Origin of the sequence: Arthrobacter sp. zg-Y895 (assembly GCF_020731025.1) — a bacterium.
Classification (GTDB): domain Bacteria; phylum Actinomycetota; class Actinomycetes; order Actinomycetales; family Micrococcaceae; genus Arthrobacter_B.
On record NZ_JAJFZY010000005.1, the window covers coordinates 108,093 to 125,537 of the forward strand.

Below are 17,445 nucleotides of genomic sequence, written 5' to 3' on the forward strand. Positions count from 1 at the left end.
TCTAGGTGGTCCGGAATTCCATCTCGGGGTCGTAGGAACATGGTCCTTCGTAGCTCAGGCTGCTGAGATGGGTGCCGGCCTGGTAAACCAATGTGCTTCCCTCTTCGTCCTGAAGGGTAACCATGATGTAGTAACCCGGTCCCAGGGACTTGGGCACTGGGGAATCGTAACGGTTGGTTTCGGTGAATCCCTGCTGTTCGAAATGCGAGACATACTTGTCCATGGCGGCTTCCGGGTCTTCCACCGCGGGGCCCATGATCATCGAACTGTAGCGGTACGCGCGCTTCTCGCCGCTTCCGGGCTTCAGCCTCGTACAGGTATCCGCGATATACCCGCTCGTTTTCGTACCGTCCCAGGCTGAACGTGCGTCATTGGAATAGGTCCACTGTCCACCGTGGACCTTGGTGGTTTCATCGCTCAGCTCCAGCATCCTGGCGAGCAGCTCCGAGGCAGGCCTGGACTGATCCACGGCTTGGCCGTTTTCACTTTTCATGGTGTCCTCTGAATCGAACGGGGTGGCGCAGCCGGCCACCGTTAGGGCTAGGGCAAGGGCGATCGAGCCAACCGCCAGGGTCAGCCGGTTCATCGTCTGCCAAAACTGTGCGGGTAATAAGGCATCTCAGACCGTCTCTCTTCAAAGGCTCTCGAAGTATCCGCTAATTCTTCCTCGCGCTGTAGGACCACATCACCGTTTCCGGTTGTAATCTTGGCGATGGAATCCAGGCTCTGCGTTCCAACGTCCAGATACCCATGTTTATCGTAGGTGTGCAGGGGATTCCATTTGTCATCGTCTTCCCCGATGACGGAGTGTCCCAGGGTCTGCTTGAGCTCCCGCTCTGCGTCCCCCTCCGAACTGAATTCATGTGCCCCGAAACCGTCCCCCAGCGGGTCGGTGCGACCTGAGGACCGACCAAGCGATGCGACGTCGTCTTGGGTGGCTTGGGTAGCAAACAACGCCGGTTGCCCCCCGGGACCATCTTTAATGCGCATGTCCGCCAGGGCCGTGTTGTCCAGGCCGGCGGAGCCATAAAACGCCACAGAGTCCACGTCAAAATCAATCCCGGTCAGGCCGTGAGCGGTGGTAGTGGTGCCGTAGGAGTGCGCTGCCACCGAAACGTAAGTATCACGGCCGTCGCTGGCAGCGTTGAAGCCATTCAGCGATGAGGCGAGCCGCTCACCTCCGTCTAGGGCATGTTTGTTGCCCAAGACTTCGGTGGAGGGCGGCATGGCTGGTGTGTGGTAACCGATCCAGGCAACTACCGCCGGGTCGCCGCCGCCAAGCTTCAGTTGGGCATCGTAAATGTTCTGTGACCCCTTGGCCCAATCATCCATGGACCCGGCGGTCGTTCCCATCCCCGGGACATTCCACGTGACGTTGTCAGCAGTATCCATATTTCCGATAGCCAAAGCGGCCAGCGGCGGGTGCGTGGGATCAAAGGAAATCAGTCCGCGGACGGTCCGGTTGTCGCGGCCGGGGTCAGCGGCATGTTTTATTTCCATCAGGACATCCCGCTGTGCATCCGGAAGCGGGTCCTGGGCCAGTGCCAGGTCCAGCGCCACGTTGTTCGCAGCAATTCGGTCTGAGTAAGGAATGCCCTCCAGATTGCCTACGAGGGACGGCACCTTCTGGCTGATGACAGCGCGCTGCTCCGGCGTGAGCTTCTCCCAGGCTTCCTTATTTTTCTGGGGATCCGATCCGAGAGCCGGCGGCGAGAGCGCGGCCTCTGGGTTACGGGCCAGGAACTGTTCCATCTGGTCGGGCCTGAGCCCGGCCAAGAGCGCAAGATACTGCTGCATGGCTACAGTCGGGTCACCGATGGAGTTCTGCACCCGGTTGTAGGCCTGGGTGACATCCTGGATAGCCCATTCGTTCAGGGCTTCCTTGCTGATTGGCGGAACATCAGCAGTAGGACGGACCAAGGCCCTGTGCGCCCGGCTACACTCCTGCTCTGCCTTTTGAAGTTCGGCTGCCAATTGGTCCGCTTCCCTTTGGAGCATGAACTGATCCATGAAAGCGTCCGCGGAGTCCATGACGGACCCGATTTTGCTGACAGCCTCTCCGAGGAAGCCGAATTCTCCGATGCCATCGATGATTTCGGCTTCGCGCTTGTCTTGCGCTTGGGCAGTTGCGATTTTGGCCTTGAGCTCAGCGCGCTTTGCCTTGATTGCGGTGATTTCTTCCGCGAAGACCTCCAACGCCTGTTTTGAGGAGCGCACCGCAAGCAGGATCTCCTCGCTGTCGTCGCGCGGTTTGTCCATCGCCGTGTACACGAGGTTTGCTTCCGGGGCGCGGTAGAAGGAATCGACGGTCTGCCACTTGGCCTGGGCGTCGTCCAAGGTATCAGCCATACGTTCAACGCGTCTGTCCAGCCGCGCGGCAGCAGCCAGCAGCGCCGCCTCGTTGGGCAGATTGTCGGTACCACTCAGATCAACATTGATGCTCACGTCAAACCCCACCTTCCGCGGGTCTTGTTGGGCTCCGCGTCGGACGGCGTCTGGTCAGGTAGGGGAGTCGCTACTGGAATGCCGTTGATTTCCCGCGGCACGGGGGTGGGTTCGGGTGTGACGCCGGCGCCCCCAAAGTCACCGGGCGCCGTATCCGGCATCGGCTCGAAATGGATGACTTCCGGCAGCGGCATCGGCTTGATATCGATGACCTCGGGCAGCGGCATTGGCTCGAAGTGGATAACTTCCGGCATCCACGCGGTGATTTCCGGCCTTGGCGCGAAGTCGATGAATTCCGGCATCCAGGGGATGATTTCGGGTTTTGGTGTGATGTCGATGAATTCCGGCATCCAGGGGATGATTTCGGGTTTTGGTGCGATGTCGATGAATTCCGGCATCCAGGGGATGACTTCGGGCATCTTCGTGATCTCCTGCGGCATTTCGCCGGGAAGGCGCTCGAAGTCCGGACCTGAAGGGTCGATCCAGAATCCAGGGTCCAGTCCGGGCCACATAGCGCCGCGGCCCGGGTCGCCCGGGTTGCTCGGGTAGTAGGGGGCAGGCTCGGCGATGGGTCCACCGGGGTTGGCTTCGGGGAGGGGCGACGGCAGCGGGTGGAGTACGTTTCCACCGGGGTTGGCCGGGTAGTAGGGGGCAGGCTCGGCGATGGGTCCACCGGGGTTGGCTTCGGGGAGGGGCGCCGGCAGCGGGTGGAGTACGTTTCCGCCGGGGTTGGCTTCGGGGAGGGGCGCCGGCAGCGGGTGGAGTACGTTTCCGCCGGGGTTGGCTTCGGGGAGGGGCGCCGGCAGCGGGTGGAGTACGTTTCCGCCGGGGTTGGCCTCGGGGAGGGGCGCCGGCAGCGGGTGGAGTACGTTTCCTGGAGCAGGCAACAACGGGACGATGGGGATGGACCCGGGCAGGGGACGTTCTGGAGCGGGAGCCGGCCCCGGGGCTGGTGCCGGGGAAGGGGCAAGCGGCGCGATGCTCGCTGCCGCCTGCTGCGCATTCGCCACCATCTCCTCGTCACCCTGGACATAGGCGTTCAGGGCCCGCCGGGTTGCAAGGACGGCGTTATCGCTCCGGGTGATTACCGTCTTGGCGCCCGGCATCAGCGTCTCTGAAGCGAACGTCGAAAACGCCGCGAGTGCCCCACTCTTGCCGAGTGCGGTTTCAACACCGTCGATCCGGTCTTGAAGGTCGATGTAAAGACTCTCGTTCTGCAACAGGATGGACTCGCTGTCCGTGATTATCCTGCCTACTGTTGCAGCGTCTATGTCATAGGCGCCCATTTTCTCCCCCTTGTACGGGCCCCCGACCGCAGTAACAATGCTGCAGTCGCGAGGCGGCAGGAGAGCCGCACTATGACAGTTCCCCCTGAATGTCAGGAAGAACATAACCCGCCGGAAGGAATCCGTACATGGGGAGAACTACCCATGCTCCGTGTCCTAGAGGGCGGTCGTCCCGAAAACCATGCCCAGCAGATAGGTGGCGCCTGCGGCACCCAGCCCGATCGCCAGCTGCCGCAGGGCCCGTTTCAGGGGTGAGGCGCCGGAGAGCAGGCCGACGACGGCGCCGGTCATCAGCAGCGCCAGACCCACCAGGACGCAGGAGAGGACGACGGCGGTCATTCCGGTGAGGCCAAACAGGTAGGGGAGTACCGGAATCACCGCACCGGATGCGAAGAAGCAGAAGCTGGAAGCAGCAGCACCCAGCCCTGTCCCTACGGACTCGTGCTCGTCGCGTTTTTCTTCGGCGTCAGCCTCGGGGTTCAGCGAGAAACTCGGATCGCAGTCGCAGCTGTAGAGGCCCATCCGTTCTGCCGCACGGTGTTCGGCCGCTTCCTTGGTCATACCGCGTGCCCGGTAGACCAGCACCAGCTCGTTGGCGTCAATGTCCAGTGACTTCGCGGCCGACAGTGTGATCTGGGTGGGCCGGGAGGCCTCCAGGAGTTCACGCTGGGACCGGACCGAGACGTACTCTCCCGCGCCCATGGACAACGCTCCGGCAAGTAGGCCGGCCAGACCGCTGATAAGGATAAACGTGCTGGACACTCCGGTGGCGCCGATGCCCATGATGAGGGCAAGGTTGCTGACCAGGCCGTCATTGGCGCCGAACACTGCCGCCCGGAAGTTCCCCGACAACCGGGTCCGCCCCCGGGTGGCCAGCCCGCGGATCACTTCCTCATGAATCTGTTCATCCGCGGCCATCGCGCTGGTGGCATTTGGATCCTGCGCATAGGGGGAGCGGCCCTCGGCGCGCTGCGCCAATGCCAGTACAAACACCGAGCCGAAACGGCGGGCCAGCAGGCCGAGGACCCGGTTGCGGAAGGAAGCACGCGCCCTGCGCCCGGCGTCGTCGCCCAGCAGCGTACGCCAGTGTTCTTCATGGCGGCCCTCGGCCTCGGCCAGTGCCAGGAGAATGTCGCGTTCCTCACCGTCCCGGCGTTCAGCCAGATACCGGTAGGTCGCTGCTTCGGCCTGTTCATCGGCCAGATACTGCCGCCATCGCTTTTTGTCGGCGTTGGAAGGAACGCTGGATTCGCTGAACGCGGGCTCCGGCGAGGAATGGGAATTCACGGTGCTCCTGACAGGGACCGGAAACGGAGGGATCCGGTCAGTCCAAAGTAAAAGACAACTCTTCTGACCGAAGGTCTCGCTCGCCCGCGGCGTGATGCCGGCGGGTGGACTGCCGGGACGCCGCGGCGTCCAGTATGTCGACAGGCCTCGGCGGAAACTGAACCGTCTGGAATGACCCATCAAGTCCGCACCGGAGCTACTCCCCTTCGCGTGTCCAAGTGTAGTCGAATCCGGCGGCTGAACCGGCCGGAACTGCGCGATACGCCCGAGCCCGGTTTCGTCCCTAAGCACCCTGACTTCTTGTCCGTGTCGGGCAGGCGCTAGAGTCAGATTGTGAGCAAAAACTTCCCTCTTACGGATCCTGCCCGCCCTTGGACCCGCCACTACAGCGAGGGAGTCCTGGAAGGCTTCAGCCTCCCGGATGAGTCCCTCGTTGACGTGGTGGAGAGCTCGGTCCGCAAATACCGATCCAAGACCGCCCTGCAGTTCTTCGGTGCCACCACTTCCTACGAGGAACTGGGGGACCAGATCCGTCGTGCGGCGACGGGCTTGATGAAACTCGGCGTGCGCAAGGGCGACCGGGTGGCGCTTGTGCTGCCCAATTCGCCGCAGCACGTGGTGGCGTTCTACGCCGTCCTCCGTTTGGGAGCCGTGGTGGTGGAACACAACCCCCTCTATACGGACCGGGAGCTGCGGCACCAGTTCGAGGATCACGGTGCCACCGTGGCCGTGGTCTGGGACAAGGTTGTGGAGAATGTCCAGAAGCTGCCGGCGGATATTCCGGTGCGCAGCATCGTTTCAGTGGAACTGATCCCGGCCATGCCGCTGATCAACCGGCTGGCGCTGAAGCTTCCCGTTCCCGCCCTCCGCGAGGCGCGTGCCGCCCTTTCCGCTTCCAAGCGTCCGCCCCGCGGCCCGCGGCGAGTTGTGGGCTGGCGGGAATTGCTGGACAACCGCCCGCTGCGCAAACGCCATCCGCGTCCGGAGCCGTCGGACCTGGCGGCGATCCAGTACACCAGCGGAACCACCGCAGATCCCAAGGGTGCGATGCTGACGCACGCGAACCTCGTGGCCAATGCGGCGCAGGGACGCGCCTGGGTTCCCGGGTTGAAGCCCGGCCATGAAACCTTCTACGCCGTCCTGCCCATGTTCCATGCCTACGGGCTGACCCTGTGCCTCACCACCGCTATGAGCCTGGGGGCCCGGGTGGTGCTGTTCCCCAAGTTCGACGTCGACATGACGCTCAAGGCCATGAAGAAAACCCCGGCCACCTTCCTCCCGGCCGTACCGCCGATTTACGAGCGCCTGGCCGCGGGAGCCAAGGAACAGAACATTTCGCTCAAGGGCGTCCGGTCTGCCATTTCCGGTGCCATGAACCTCCCGCCTCGAACGGTCGAGATCTGGGAAGAAGCCACCGGCGGACTCCTGATCGAAGGCTACGGCCTGACCGAAACGTCTCCCATCGCGCTGGGCAACCCGTTCGCCAAGTCGCGGAAACCGGGAACGGTGGGCGTTCCTTTCCCGCTGACCGACATCCGGGTGGTGGATCCTGAGCATCCTACTGTCGACGTTCCCCGAGGCCACCGCGGCGAGCTGCTGATCAAGGGCCCGCAGGTCTTTGCCGGTTACTGGAAGAAGCCCCGGGAAACCGAGGCGGTACTGCTCGACGGCGGCTGGTTCCGTACCGGGGACATTGTCACCGTGGACGAGGACCACTTTGTTACCATCGTGGACCGGATCAAGGAGCTGATCATTACCGGCGGCTTCAACGTGTCCCCCTCGGAAGTGGAAAACGCCCTGAAGCGCCACGAATCCGTCGACGACGTCGCCGTCGTCGGCCTGCTCCGTTCCGGCGGCGGCGAGGATGTGGTGGCAGCGGTGGTACCCAAGGCTGGTTCCCGCTTTAACGCCGAGGAACTGCGGGCATTCGTGCGCAAGGAACTGGCAGCCTATAAGGTGCCCCGCCGGATCGTGGAGATCCAGGAGCTGCCGAAGTCCCTGATCGGGAAGGTCCTGCGCCGGCATGTCCGCGACAGCCTGCAGAACGGCAGCGCCGGTTCCGCGCCGGACGACGGCACCGGTTCCGCGCCGGCCGACGGCACCGCAGAAACGAATTCCCCCACCGATCTCCAGAACAAGCCCTGACTAGGAAGTAGCGAACATGAGCGCATCAAGCCCTAACAGGGTTCAACGGGATACCCAGCCGGATCACGCCAGGCCCGGACGGTACTGGAGCGGCCCCCTCGGCCACGCCGGGCAGCGCTCCGCCCAGATCCTGTTGATCCTGCTTTTGGTTTCGGTGACGGTTTACGGGTTGCTGCAGGTCACCCTGGTGGTGATTCCGGTGCTGCTCGCGTTGATCCTGGGCGCGGCAATCGCTCCGTTCGTGAATTGGCTACGCCGCAAGGGATGGCCCAGCGCGCTGGCGACAGGCCTGTCCTTCCTGCTGCTGCTCGGCATTTTCGGCGGGCTGGTGACCGGGATTGTGTTCGCTATCCGCAGCGAATGGAGCGATCTGGTGGACCAGGCCGTTGCAGGCTTCGACCAGCTCTATGACTTTGTACTCAACGGCCCGCTCCCGATCGACCAGGAGATGCTCGCCAACGCGCGGGACGCCGTGATCGACTTTGCTACCAGCAGCACGGTAAGCAGCGGGGCCATTGCCGGGATCTCCGCGGCCACGACGTTTGCCACCGGGTTCCTGCTGATGGCCGTGGTGCTGTTCTACTTCCTCAAAGACGGGGACCGCATCTGGGCCTTCTTCCTGCGCATGTTCCCGGAAGGAGACCGCCGGGACAAGGCCCGGCTCTCCGGCTTCCGGGTGATGGAGGTTCTCGGCGGGTACATCCGCGGCACCGCCATTGTGGCGCTGGTCGATTCCGTGTGCATCGGGGCGGCGCTGTTCATCCTGCAGGTTCCGCTGGCCCTGCCCCTGACCGTGATTGTCTTTGTCGGCTCGTTCATCCCGCTGGTTGGCGCCACCGCGGCCGGTGTCTTCGCAGCCCTGATCGCGCTGGTGGCCAACGGACCGGTTGTTGCCCTGATCGTCGTCGTGGTGATCATTGCGGTGAACCAGTTGGAGGGCAACTTCCTGCAACCGGTGGTGATGGGCAAGTCGTTGAGCATCCACGCCTTGGTGATCCTGCTGGCCCTGACCGCAGGAACCATCCTGGCCGGCATTGTCGGCGCCATCCTGGCCGTCCCGATCGCGGCAGTGGGTTGGGCCGTGATCAAGGTCTGGACCGGCGAAGACGACGGCGAGGACCTCGACGCGAAGGAGATCCCGGATCCGGAGGAGCAGCCGGAAATGGAATCTGCGGAAAAGTAGGCCCGGCTTAGGTGGCCGGCACTTCTTCCGCCTCGGCGGTGGAGGTGCCGGCCACCCGCTTGTCCCAGGCTGCACGGACCTCAGGATCCGTGGGACGGGAGAGCAGCGAAACCACGCAGTAGGCAACGGCCGACGCAGCGAGCCCGAAGTAGATCGGTTCATTGGCGTACACGCCGTCGTACGGGGCAGCAGCCTGGATCTCAAGGTAGATCATGGTTCCCAGGGTCACCACGGTTCCGGCAGCCATGGACACGGCTGCACCCAGTCCGGTGCCGCGCTTCCACACCAGTCCGCCCAGGATGCTCACCAGCAGTCCTCCCACCAAAATGTCGTACGCAATCGTTAGCGCAGCGACCACGTCCTGGACGACTATGGCCACGATGATCGCGACAATGCCCAGCCCGAGTACCCAGTAGCGGTTGGACGCGATGTCTTCTCCGGCGTCGTCCCCGGTCTCCGGCCCGGTGCCGGCGCTCCGGCCGGTGGAACTGCCGGGACCACGGTGGAACCATCCGCGGACGAAGGGGACGACGTCGGTCCGCGCGACGGTGGCCGCAGCAATCAGCGCACCCGAGGCAGTGGACATCATGGCGGCCACCGCAGCGGCCAGGACGAGTCCGCCGAGGCCGACGGGCAGCAGGGTCATGGCGACATCGGCGTAGACGTCATCCTGGGACTCCACCGCGGAAAGAGCAACGCTGGCGCCCATACCGATCAGTGCCCCGGCCACGCCGTAGAGGATGCAGTAGATCCCGGCCGCGGTGCCGCCCCAGCGGGCCACAAGCGGGGTGCGTGCCGTGAAGACCCGCTGCCAGATATCCTGGCCGATCAGCAGGCCCAGCGTGTAGACCACGAAATAGGTAATAATGCTTTGCGCGCCGATACCGGTGATGCTGAAGAATTCCGCTCCCGCCCGCTGCCGGATGCCGTCAAGGCCCCCGGCAGCGGAGAGCGTAAAGGGCAGCATCAGGGCGAAGACGCCGATGGTCTTGATAACGAACTGCGCCATGTCGGCGAGTGTGATGGACCACATTCCGCCGATGGTGGAGTAGACGAGGACGACGGCGCCGCCCACCGCAATGGCCAGCCACCGCTCAAAGCCGAAGAGGACCACGAAAATGGTGGCGTAGGCGCCGGTGGAGGTGGCGCAGAGCATCAGCGTGTAGGCCAGCATCACGATCGAGGAGACCTTCGTGGATTCGGTCCCGTAACGCAGGGACAGCATCTGCGACACCGTGTAGATCCGCAGCTTCTGCAATGTGGAGGCGAAGAGCAGGCTGAGGAGCAGGACTCCGGTGCCGATGGCGACCACCAGCCACATGCCGGAGATGCCGTACTTGTAACCGAGCCCCACCCCGCCCACCGTGGAGGCCCCGCCGAGCACGACGGCGGCCATGGTTCCGGTGTAAAAGAGCGGCCCCAGCCGGCGGCCGGCCACCAGATAGTCGCTGACGTTCTTGGTGCGGGACTTGCCCCACCAACCGAAACCCAACATTGCCAGCAGGTAAAGGACCACGATGGTCCCGTTGATGTATTCCATTGCAGTCCTCGAGCTAGGAAACCGGCGTCGAATTGCCTGACAGGCAACAAGTGTTTACTGAAGCTAATGTGCTTTCAGTCACGCCGTCAATTTAGCCGCCCCGCAATACCACCGCATTACGTGCATGTTTCCCTCGGTATGCTCATAAGCATGAAGGCCTTGCCCGTAGAACCGACCAACGCTCCGGTGGCGATTGGCGTGCGGATCCGCTCCGCACGCCAGGCCCGGCATCTGACCATTGAGCAGGTGGCTGAAGCCACCGGCCTCACCAAGGGTTTCCTGAGCCGGGTGGAACGGGACCTGACTTCTCCGTCAGTGGCGTCCCTGCTGACCCTGTGCCAGGTGCTTTCCATTTCCATCGGCGACCTCTTCGCCGCACCCGAAACCAATGTGACGCGGCTGGCGGATGCCCCGCGTATCAGCTTGGGCGGCGAGGGAATAGTGGAACGGCTGGTCACGGCCAGGACGGAACGGCGCGTCCAAGTGGTCCGTTCAGTGATTGCACCCGGCGGGTCCGGCGAAGCAGATCTTTATTCGGTGGACTGCGAAGTGGAGGTGCTGCACGTTGCCCAGGGCAGCTTCGAACTCATCCTGGGCAACGAGCGGATCGAACTTACGACAGGTGACACGGTCACCTTCCCCGGCCGGGAGCCGCACTCCTGGCACAACCCGTCCGACGAGGAAACGATTGTGCTCTGGACCCTCGTCAGCCCCGGCGGCGCTTAGGCTGCGGAGCCAGGCGCAGCGGTGCCTAGGCGGACAGGGTATTGCCAGCCGCAGGCTCGGCCACGGATTCTCTGGTCAAGCGCTGCAGGTACTCCACCGCGCCGGTGATATCCCGACCGGAGGACCGGTAGCCGACGTAGCCGTCGGGGCGGATGACCAGCAGTTCAGGCCGGCGCGAGCTTAGGCCCAGGCGGTGGAAGGCCAGACCGCTGACGTCCTTGATGATGCCCGGAGAATTCGCAATGAGGCTGCTGCCGACGGTCAGTTGCTGGATATTCAGCAGTCCGGCGAGTTGGGGCAGTGCCGTCCGGAGCTGGCGCGGTGCGTCCTGCGGCCAGCCGGGTCCGCTGAGGAGGATGGAGAAGCCGGGCGTGGCCACCAGGTCCTGCAGGCGCCGTTCCCGGTCCTGGTAGATGACGTCGGCATCGGGCAGGCGGTCGCCGGGGCGGACGCCGCGGGCCAGAAGCGCCGGCCGGCGGGAATCCCCGGCGTCGACCATGCTGCTGCCGCGGTAGTTGATGTTCAGCTGGGCCATGGTCCGGAAGAGCCGCGAGCGGAGCCCGTCCCAGCCCATGGCCTTCGGGGCCAGCGCGGGCAGGAGCTTGGTGCGGGGCAGCTTCTTGAGGCCGTTGCGGCTGGTGGCGAGCTTGAAGATGCGGTCCGTCGTGGACACGACTTCCTGGCCCACGGGCCGTCGCTCGGCGTGATAGCTGTCAATCAGCTCATCGCTGGCGAGCCCGCGGGCGCCGAGGGCGAGTTTCCAGCCCAGGTTCAGTGCGTCCTGGATGCCGGTATTCATGCCCTGGGCGGCAACGGGGGAGTGGACATGGGCGGCGTCGCCGGCCAGGAACACCGAACCCCGCTGGAAGTACTCGGCCATCTGGTGCGAAAGGCGGAAGGTGCTGATCCACTTCGGATCCCGCACCTGCAGGGCGCCATGGGTAAAGGTATCGGCCAGCTCCTGCATTGTTTCAAGGGTGGCAGGGTGATGCGGCGGCTTAATTGCGATCATCCGCCAGGTAGCGGATCCGCCGAGCGGGAACAGGAAGAGGAACCCGTCCTCGGTGGGGTAGGAATGCACGGCATCGGGTTCCGCACCGTCAATTTCGACGTCGGCCAGGATGAAGGTGTCCGGGTAGGCTCCGCCGCGCCAGTCCATGCCTGCCTTGGCGCGGACCGTGCTCCCGGCACCGTCGGCACCAACCACGTAACGGGCACGGATGCGCTCGATGCCGCGGTCCATCCGCTGGATCTTTGCTTCCATTCCGGCAAACGGGTCCTCGGGATCCAGGCGTTCCAGGTCCTGGAGTTCCGCGCCGCGCTCAATGCGTACCCGGCGGGAAAGCAGGTGCTGGGTCAGGATGCGCTCGGTGTCCGTCTGGGGCAGGAACAGCAACTGCTGGAACGCTGAATCCTCCAGTCCCGTGTCGAACAGGTCCACTTCCAGCGTTTCCTCCGGCAGGTGGAGGTGCAGCTCGCGGGCTGGACGTCCGGCGGCAACCAGCTCGCCGCTGACGCCGAAGGGCCGCAGGGCTTCCAAGGTGCGCGGCTGGATGGCAATGGCCCGCGATTCGGTTCCCGGGGACTGGCGCCGGTCAATGATGCGGAAACTGGCGCCGAAAGCGGCCAGCTGGGCGGCCAGCGCAAGGCCCGTAGGCCCGGCACCCACAATCAGGACATCGACGTCGTAGTTAGGGTCTTCGCTGTTATCGTGAGCCGCCATGTCCTCAGCCTAGTCTTGACCCCAACCGCAGTTCCACTTTAGCTTTTAGGTAAACTTTTGGTTACCCTCAGGTAACCCAGCCCACCGGGCGACGACGCCCATCCCGGAACCGGAGACTACCTATGGACAACCTTCCCCGTGTGAACGCGAACGGCCGCATCGGACCCGTGGATGCGGCGCAGGTCCCGCGCTACGCAGGGGCTGCCACCTTCGCCCGGCTGCCCCGCCTGGACCAGGTGGATCAGGCCGAGGTTGCGGTGGTGGGAGTGCCCTTCGACAGCGGTGTTTCCTACCGGCCCGGCGCCCGGTTCGGCGGCAACCATGTCCGCGAGGCCAGCCGGCTGCTGCGCCCCTATAACCCGGCCCTGGATGCCTCCCCGTTTGAAAACCTGCAGGTGGCCGATGCCGGCGATATGGCCGTGAACCCCTTCAATATCAATGAAGCCATCGAGACCGTCCAGCAAAACGCCCTGGACCTCACGGAGCATGGCACCAAGCTCCTGACCCTGGGCGGGGACCACACGATCGCCCTGCCGCTGCTGCGAGCCGCCGCAGAACGTGCCGGTTCTCCGGTAGCCATGCTGCACTTCGACGCACACCTGGACACCTGGGACACCTATTTCGGCGCCGAGTACACGCACGGAACCCCGTTCCGCCGCGCCGTCGAGGAAGGCATCCTGGACACCGAGGCCATTTCCCATGTGGGCACCCGAGGTCCGCTGTACGGCAAGAAGGACCTTGAGGATGACCGCCGCTTCGGCTTCGGCATCCTGACCTCCTCCGATGTCTACCGCCAGGGCGTGGATGAGGTAGTGGCGAAGCTGCGGGACCGGATCGGCAGCCGTCCGCTGTATGTGTCCGTGGACATCGACGTCCTGGACCCGGCCCACGCGCCGGGGACCGGCACCCCCGAGGCCGGCGGCATCACCAGCCGCGAACTGCTGGAGATCCTGCGCGGGCTGCGCGGACTGAACCTGGTGGGCGCCGACGTCGTCGAGGTCGCCCCCGCCTACGACCATGCCGACATCACCGCCGTGGCCGCCTCACACGTGGCCTATGACCTGATTACCCTGATGGGACTGTCCGCATGAGTGCCGATTCCACTGTCCCGGGTCCAGGCGAGGCCGTTCCCGGGACCGGTTCCGTCCGCAACGGTGGGGACCTGGTGGTGGAAACCCTCGAAGCCCTCGGTGCCAGCAAGGTATTCGGCATCCCCGGCCAGCATGCCCTGGGACTGTTCGATGCACTCTCCCGTTCGCGGCTGGAGTTCATTTCCTCCCGGGTGGAAAACAACTCCGCATTTGCGGCCGACGGTTTTTCCCGGGCCACCGGGCAGGTGGGGGTGCTGTTCCTGTCCACCGGTCCCGGCGCCCTGACCTCGCTGGCCGGGCTGCAGGAGGCCTATGCCACAGGAGTGCCGATGATCGTGGTGGCCAGCCAGATTCCCATTGACGGGCTCGGGGCCCGGCGCAGGGGAATGCTGCACCAGCTCGATGACCAGAAGGCCTCCGCAGCCAACGTCACCAAGAGCCAGCGGCTGATCCAGCACGCCTCCGGCATCCCGTCCGCCATCCAGGACGCCTGGACGGAAGCCATCTCCTCCCCGGCGGGGCCGGTGTGGATCGAGATCCCGCAGAACGTGCTGCTCAACCCGGTCATGGTGCCTGCCGTAGAAGACGCGTTGGCGGAACCGTTCGACAACCCTCCACGCAGCGAACTGGTCAAGGAAGCCGTGCGCTGGCTCTCCGAGGCCCGCCGGCCCGCCGTCATTGCCGGCGGCGGAGTGCGCCGCAGCGGTGCCGAGGCTGCGTTGCTTTCCATTGCCCAGAAGCTGCACGCCCCGGTGATCTGCACCCCCGGCGGCAACGGAGCCTTCCCCTGGAACCATCCGCTCTCCCTGCAGTCCTGGATGGAGGACCGGCACATGACGGAGGTGCTCGAGGACGCCGACGTACTGGTGGTCATCGGCTCCTCGCTCGGCGAAGTGACGTCCAATTACTTCACCATGGCGCCCCGCGGCCGGATCATCCAGATCGACGCCGAACCCCGGGTCCTGGAGTCCAACCGGCCGGCGCTGGGTATCCGCGCCGACGCCCGGCAGGCCCTGGACTCACTGGATGCCGCCCTGCCGGCGGCGGAACACATTCCCGACTGGCACGGACAAAGCGCCGAGGAGCTGGTGGCCGGCGCCCTGGCCCGGGTGCAGGCCCGGCTGGATACCCAGGGCCTCGACATGGAACGCCGCTTCATGGCGGACATCCGCGCCGCCGTCCCCGATGACATGCAGACCTACTGGGACATGACCATTTCCGCCTACTGGGCCTGGAGCTGCTGGGACGCGAAGTCCGGCCAGTTCCACTCCGCCCAGGGCGCCGGCGGATTGGGCTACGGCTACCCGGGCGCAATCGGCGGTGCAGTGGGCCTGGGGGAGCGGGTGCTTGCCGTGTCCGGCGACGGTTCGGCCATGTACTCCATTTCCGAACTGGCCACGGCCCGGCAGCATAACCTCCCCGTCACCTGGCTGATTGTCGACGACGGCGGCTACGGCATCCTGCGCGAATACATGGAGGACGCGTTCGGCAAGGCCACGGCTACGGAACTGGCACGCCCGGATTTCGTGAAGCTCGCGGAATCCTTCGGTGTTCCGGCCCGCCGCTGCGCTCCAGCGGACATCCGCACGGCATTGGAAGAGGCATTTGCCGGAGAAGGCCCCAACGTAGTCGTAGTTGAAGCCCGGATAGGACTTTTTGCTCCCACCCACCTGGCTTAATCATTCAGGCTGCCGGATCCGGGAGAGCGAGGACTCCCTTTAGTTAGTTGACCTAGGCAAATTTCGGCGTATAGTTGCCTAGGTCAACTATCAGTGCCAACCTCCGGAGACCCATCCCCATGCCCATGCAACAGGAAACGGCGGATGACCTGATCCGGAAGATCTTCGCCCTGCAACGTTCGTTGCGGTGCGTGACCCAGCACAGCGCCGACATCGGTGGACCCGGAGTGGCACTCCAGGGCGTCATGCGGATGATCGGCGAAGACGGCGAGCTGCGGGCAACCGAGCTTGCAGCCAAACTCGGTGTCGGCCCTGCCGGACTCAGCCGCCACGTCGCGGAACTGGAAGAACTCGGTTACGTCCGGCGTCGCCCGCATCCGCAGGACCGCCGCGCCTACCTCATCAGCCTGACCGAGCTGGGGGAGTCAGTCCTCCGCGAAGCACTCAAGGCCCGGGCCGTCCTGCTGCAGGAAGCCCTTGCCGCCTGGTCCGAGGACCAGGCGCAGCTCGCGTCCGACACCCTTGGAACGCTCTCAGACGCGCTCTTCACCTCCATCCGCCGAGCGCCCGGAGCCGCCGAGCCGACGCTGGAAACCCCCGTATCCGATCCGCAGGAGCTAACAACTAAGTGACCGATTCCAAGACCGCCCGGAAGAAACACGTCCCCGGTGACATGAGCCACCGACAGATCCTGCAGGCCCTCACCGGCCTGCTTGCCGCACTGTTCACGGCAATGCTGAGCACCACCATCGTGGCCAACGCGTTGCCGACCATCATGGCCGACCTGCACGGAACGCAGACCGACTTCGCCTGGGTGGTCACGGCCGCCCTGCTGGCCAACGCCGTAAGCACCCCGATCTGGGGTAAACTCGCGGACCTGTTCAACAAGAAGCTGCTGGTACAGCTGAGCATCGTCATCTTCGTTGCCGGGTCCGTCCTCGCCGGCTTCTCCCATTCCATGGACCTGCTGCTGACCGCACGCGTCATCCAGGGCCTGGGCATGGGCGGCCTGACGGCACTGGCGCAGGCAATCATCGGTTCCATCATTCCGCCGCGGGAACGCGGCAGGTACTCCGGTTACATGGGCGCCGTAATGGCAGTGGCCACCGCCGGCGGCCCGCTGCTGGGCGGCTTCATCGTAGACAGCCCGCTGGGCTGGCGCTGGACCTTCTTCCTCTGCGTTCCGCTCGCCGTCGTCGCCCTCTTCCTGCTGCAGGTCACGCTGCACCTGCAGCATGTGCGCCGTCCCGCCAAGATCGACTGGCTCGGCTCGATCCTGCTCACCGCGGGCGTCTCCCTGCTCCTGATCTGGGTTTCTTTCGCCGGCAAGCCCGACTACTACGAATGGTGGTCATGGGAAACGGCCGCGATGGTTGGCGGATCCGTCATCCTGCTGGCACTGCTGGTGCTGGTGGAGTCCAAGGTCGCCGAGCCGATCATTCCGCTGAAGATCATCCGCCAGCGGACCACCGCCCTGGCCATCATCGCCTCGGTTGCGGTAGGTATCGCCATGTTCGGTTCCACCACGTTCCTGGGCCAGTACTTCCAGCTGGCACGCGGCTTCACTCCGACCGAGGCCGGACTGCTCATGCTGCCGATGATTGCCGGCAACCTGCTCGGGTCCGTAGGGTCCGGCCTGCTGATCACCCGCTTCGGCAAGTGGAAGCGGTTCCTGATCATCGGCACGGTCCTGGTGATCCTCGGGACGGGGCTGGCCGGCTTCATCAACCATGAGACCGACATGATCCTGGTCAGCCTCTTCATCTTCATCCTCGGTGTGGGCATGGGCCTGCTGATGCAGAACCTGGTGCTGGCCGTGCAGAACACGGTCAAGGTCAGCGACGTCGGCTCCGCCAGCGCGTCCGTTGCCTTCTTCCGCACGGTGGGCGGCGCCATCGGCGTCTCGGTACTGGGCGCGGTCCTTTCGAGCTCCGTCAGCCGGCGGGTCACGGAGGAACTGGACAAGGCAGGCATGCCGACCGACGGCGGCGGCACCACGGCCACGCTGGACCTGGCTGGGCTCCCGCCAGAGGTCCAGATGTTCTTCCGGATCGCGTATGCGGAAGGCACGGCGGACATCTTCAAGATCGCCGCCGCGGTGGCCGTCATCGCGCTGGTTGCTGTGCTGTTCATCAAGGAGAAGGCACTGCGCCGGACCCTGGACATCAAGCCCACCTCCTCCAACCCGGTGGAACCGGGCCTTGCCGGCGGTGCGGAAATCCTGCACACCGGTGCCATGTCCGCTGTCGAACCGGCTACCGTGCCGGGCGCCGGCAGCCAGGGATCCGCACCGCGGACCACCGACGGCACGGAAAAAGCCGGCACCACCGCGCCGTAAGC

At 64.8% G+C, this 17,445-nt stretch carries 13 protein-coding genes; 7 read left to right on the plus strand and 6 right to left on the minus strand.

Annotation, left to right across the window (positions count from 1 at the left end; all coding sequences use genetic code 11):
- Window position 1: 1 nt before the first annotated feature.
- The 4 genes from LJ760_RS11455 to LJ760_RS11470 form a co-directional block, all read right to left on the minus strand.
- A complete protein-coding gene (locus LJ760_RS11455) occupies window positions 2-586 on the minus strand; it encodes a hypothetical protein (protein ID WP_227923062.1) in 585 nt (194 codons plus the stop codon).
- Window positions 583-2,445, minus strand: coding sequence for an alpha/beta hydrolase (locus LJ760_RS17500; protein WP_227923065.1), 1,863 nt, complete (start codon window positions 2,443-2,445; stop codon window positions 583-585). The genes LJ760_RS11455 and LJ760_RS17500 overlap by 4 nt, the downstream gene beginning before the upstream one ends.
- Window positions 2,442-3,731, minus strand: a complete 1,290-nt coding sequence (locus LJ760_RS11465; RefSeq protein ID WP_227923067.1) for a DUF6507 family protein — start codon at window positions 3,729-3,731, stop codon at window positions 2,442-2,444. Before LJ760_RS11465 ends, LJ760_RS17500 begins: the two co-directional genes overlap by 4 nt.
- A 156-nt stretch (window positions 3,732-3,887) precedes the next feature.
- Window positions 3,888-5,018 carry a VIT1/CCC1 transporter family protein gene (locus LJ760_RS11470; RefSeq protein ID WP_227923069.1) on the minus strand — a complete coding sequence of 377 codons (1,131 nt, stop codon included), beginning with the start codon at window positions 5,016-5,018 and terminating at the stop codon, window positions 3,888-3,890.
- Between the two features lie 333 nt (window positions 5,019-5,351).
- Here LJ760_RS11470 and LJ760_RS11475 point away from each other — a divergent pair, with 333 nt between their 5' ends.
- The gene (locus tag LJ760_RS11475) at window positions 5,352-7,163 is read left to right on the plus strand and encodes a long-chain-fatty-acid--CoA ligase (protein WP_227923071.1); all 1,812 of its coding nucleotides are present in this window, start codon (window positions 5,352-5,354) and stop codon (window positions 7,161-7,163) included.
- A 16-nt stretch (window positions 7,164-7,179) separates the two neighbouring features.
- The gene (locus LJ760_RS11480) at window positions 7,180-8,346 is read left to right on the plus strand and encodes an AI-2E family transporter (RefSeq protein ID WP_227923074.1); all 1,167 of its coding nucleotides are present in this window, start codon (window positions 7,180-7,182) and stop codon (window positions 8,344-8,346) included.
- A 7-nt stretch (window positions 8,347-8,353) separates the two neighbouring features.
- Here the strand turns inward: LJ760_RS11480 and LJ760_RS11485 are convergent, their stop codons facing one another.
- The gene (locus tag LJ760_RS11485) at window positions 8,354-9,886 is read right to left on the minus strand and encodes a sodium:solute symporter (protein WP_227923076.1); all 1,533 of its coding nucleotides are present in this window, start codon (window positions 9,884-9,886) and stop codon (window positions 8,354-8,356) included.
- A gap of 150 nt (window positions 9,887-10,036) precedes the next feature.
- Here LJ760_RS11485 and LJ760_RS11490 point away from each other — a divergent pair, with 150 nt between their 5' ends.
- Window positions 10,037-10,612, plus strand: a complete 576-nt coding sequence (locus LJ760_RS11490; protein ID WP_227923078.1) for a helix-turn-helix domain-containing protein — start codon at window positions 10,037-10,039, stop codon at window positions 10,610-10,612.
- Between the two features lie 25 nt (window positions 10,613-10,637).
- On the opposite strand, the gene LJ760_RS11495 is transcribed toward LJ760_RS11490, so the two are convergent.
- Complete coding sequence (locus LJ760_RS11495; RefSeq protein WP_227923081.1) at window positions 10,638-12,335, minus strand: FAD-dependent monooxygenase; 1,698 nt, start codon at window positions 12,333-12,335, stop codon at window positions 10,638-10,640.
- Window positions 12,336-12,457: 122 nt separating this feature from the next.
- Here LJ760_RS11495 and speB point away from each other — a divergent pair, with 122 nt between their 5' ends.
- The 4 genes from speB to LJ760_RS11515 all read left to right on the plus strand — a co-directional run bounded on the left by speB (window position 12,458) and on the right by LJ760_RS11515 (window position 17,443).
- Window positions 12,458-13,426 carry an agmatinase gene (speB, locus tag LJ760_RS11500; protein WP_227923084.1) on the plus strand — a complete coding sequence of 323 codons (969 nt, stop codon included), beginning with the start codon at window positions 12,458-12,460 and terminating at the stop codon, window positions 13,424-13,426.
- Window positions 13,423-15,105: a thiamine pyrophosphate-binding protein gene (locus tag LJ760_RS11505; protein ID WP_227923087.1), complete on the plus strand. Its 1,683-nt coding sequence runs from the start codon at window positions 13,423-13,425 to the stop codon at window positions 15,103-15,105. Before speB ends, LJ760_RS11505 begins: the two co-directional genes overlap by 4 nt.
- Window positions 15,106-15,224: 119 nt before the next feature.
- On the plus strand, window positions 15,225-15,737 hold the full coding sequence (locus LJ760_RS11510) for a MarR family winged helix-turn-helix transcriptional regulator (protein WP_227923089.1): 513 nt from the start codon (window positions 15,225-15,227) through the stop codon (window positions 15,735-15,737).
- Between the two features lie 41 nt (window positions 15,738-15,778).
- On the plus strand, window positions 15,779-17,443 hold the full coding sequence (locus LJ760_RS11515; RefSeq protein WP_374200058.1) for an MDR family MFS transporter: 1,665 nt from the start codon (window positions 15,779-15,781) through the stop codon (window positions 17,441-17,443).
- Window positions 17,444-17,445 lie beyond the last annotated feature (2 nt).

Bases quoted from the DNA above. Each gene is read 5' to 3' on its own strand.
- LJ760_RS11495 (WP_227923081.1), bottom strand. From the start codon at position 12,335: ATGGCGGCTCACGATAACAGCGAAGACCCTAACTACGACGTCGATGTC.
- LJ760_RS11465 (WP_227923067.1), bottom strand. From the start codon at position 3,731: ATGGGCGCCTATGACATAGACGCTGCAACAGTAGGCAGGATAATCACG.
- LJ760_RS11480 (WP_227923074.1), top strand. From the start codon at position 7,180: ATGAGCGCATCAAGCCCTAACAGGGTTCAACGGGATACCCAGCCGGAT.
- LJ760_RS11455 (WP_227923062.1), bottom strand. From the start codon at position 586: ATGAACCGGCTGACCCTGGCGGTTGGCTCGATCGCCCTTGCCCTAGCC.
- LJ760_RS11505 (WP_227923087.1), top strand. From the start codon at position 13,423: ATGAGTGCCGATTCCACTGTCCCGGGTCCAGGCGAGGCCGTTCCCGGG.
- LJ760_RS11515 (WP_374200058.1), top strand. From the start codon at position 15,779: ATGAGCCACCGACAGATCCTGCAGGCCCTCACCGGCCTGCTTGCCGCA.
- LJ760_RS11510 (WP_227923089.1), top strand. From the start codon at position 15,225: ATGCCCATGCAACAGGAAACGGCGGATGACCTGATCCGGAAGATCTTC.
- speB (WP_227923084.1), top strand. From the start codon at position 12,458: ATGGACAACCTTCCCCGTGTGAACGCGAACGGCCGCATCGGACCCGTG.
- LJ760_RS11485 (WP_227923076.1), bottom strand. From the start codon at position 9,886: ATGGAATACATCAACGGGACCATCGTGGTCCTTTACCTGCTGGCAATG.
- LJ760_RS11490 (WP_227923078.1), top strand. From the start codon at position 10,037: ATGAAGGCCTTGCCCGTAGAACCGACCAACGCTCCGGTGGCGATTGGC.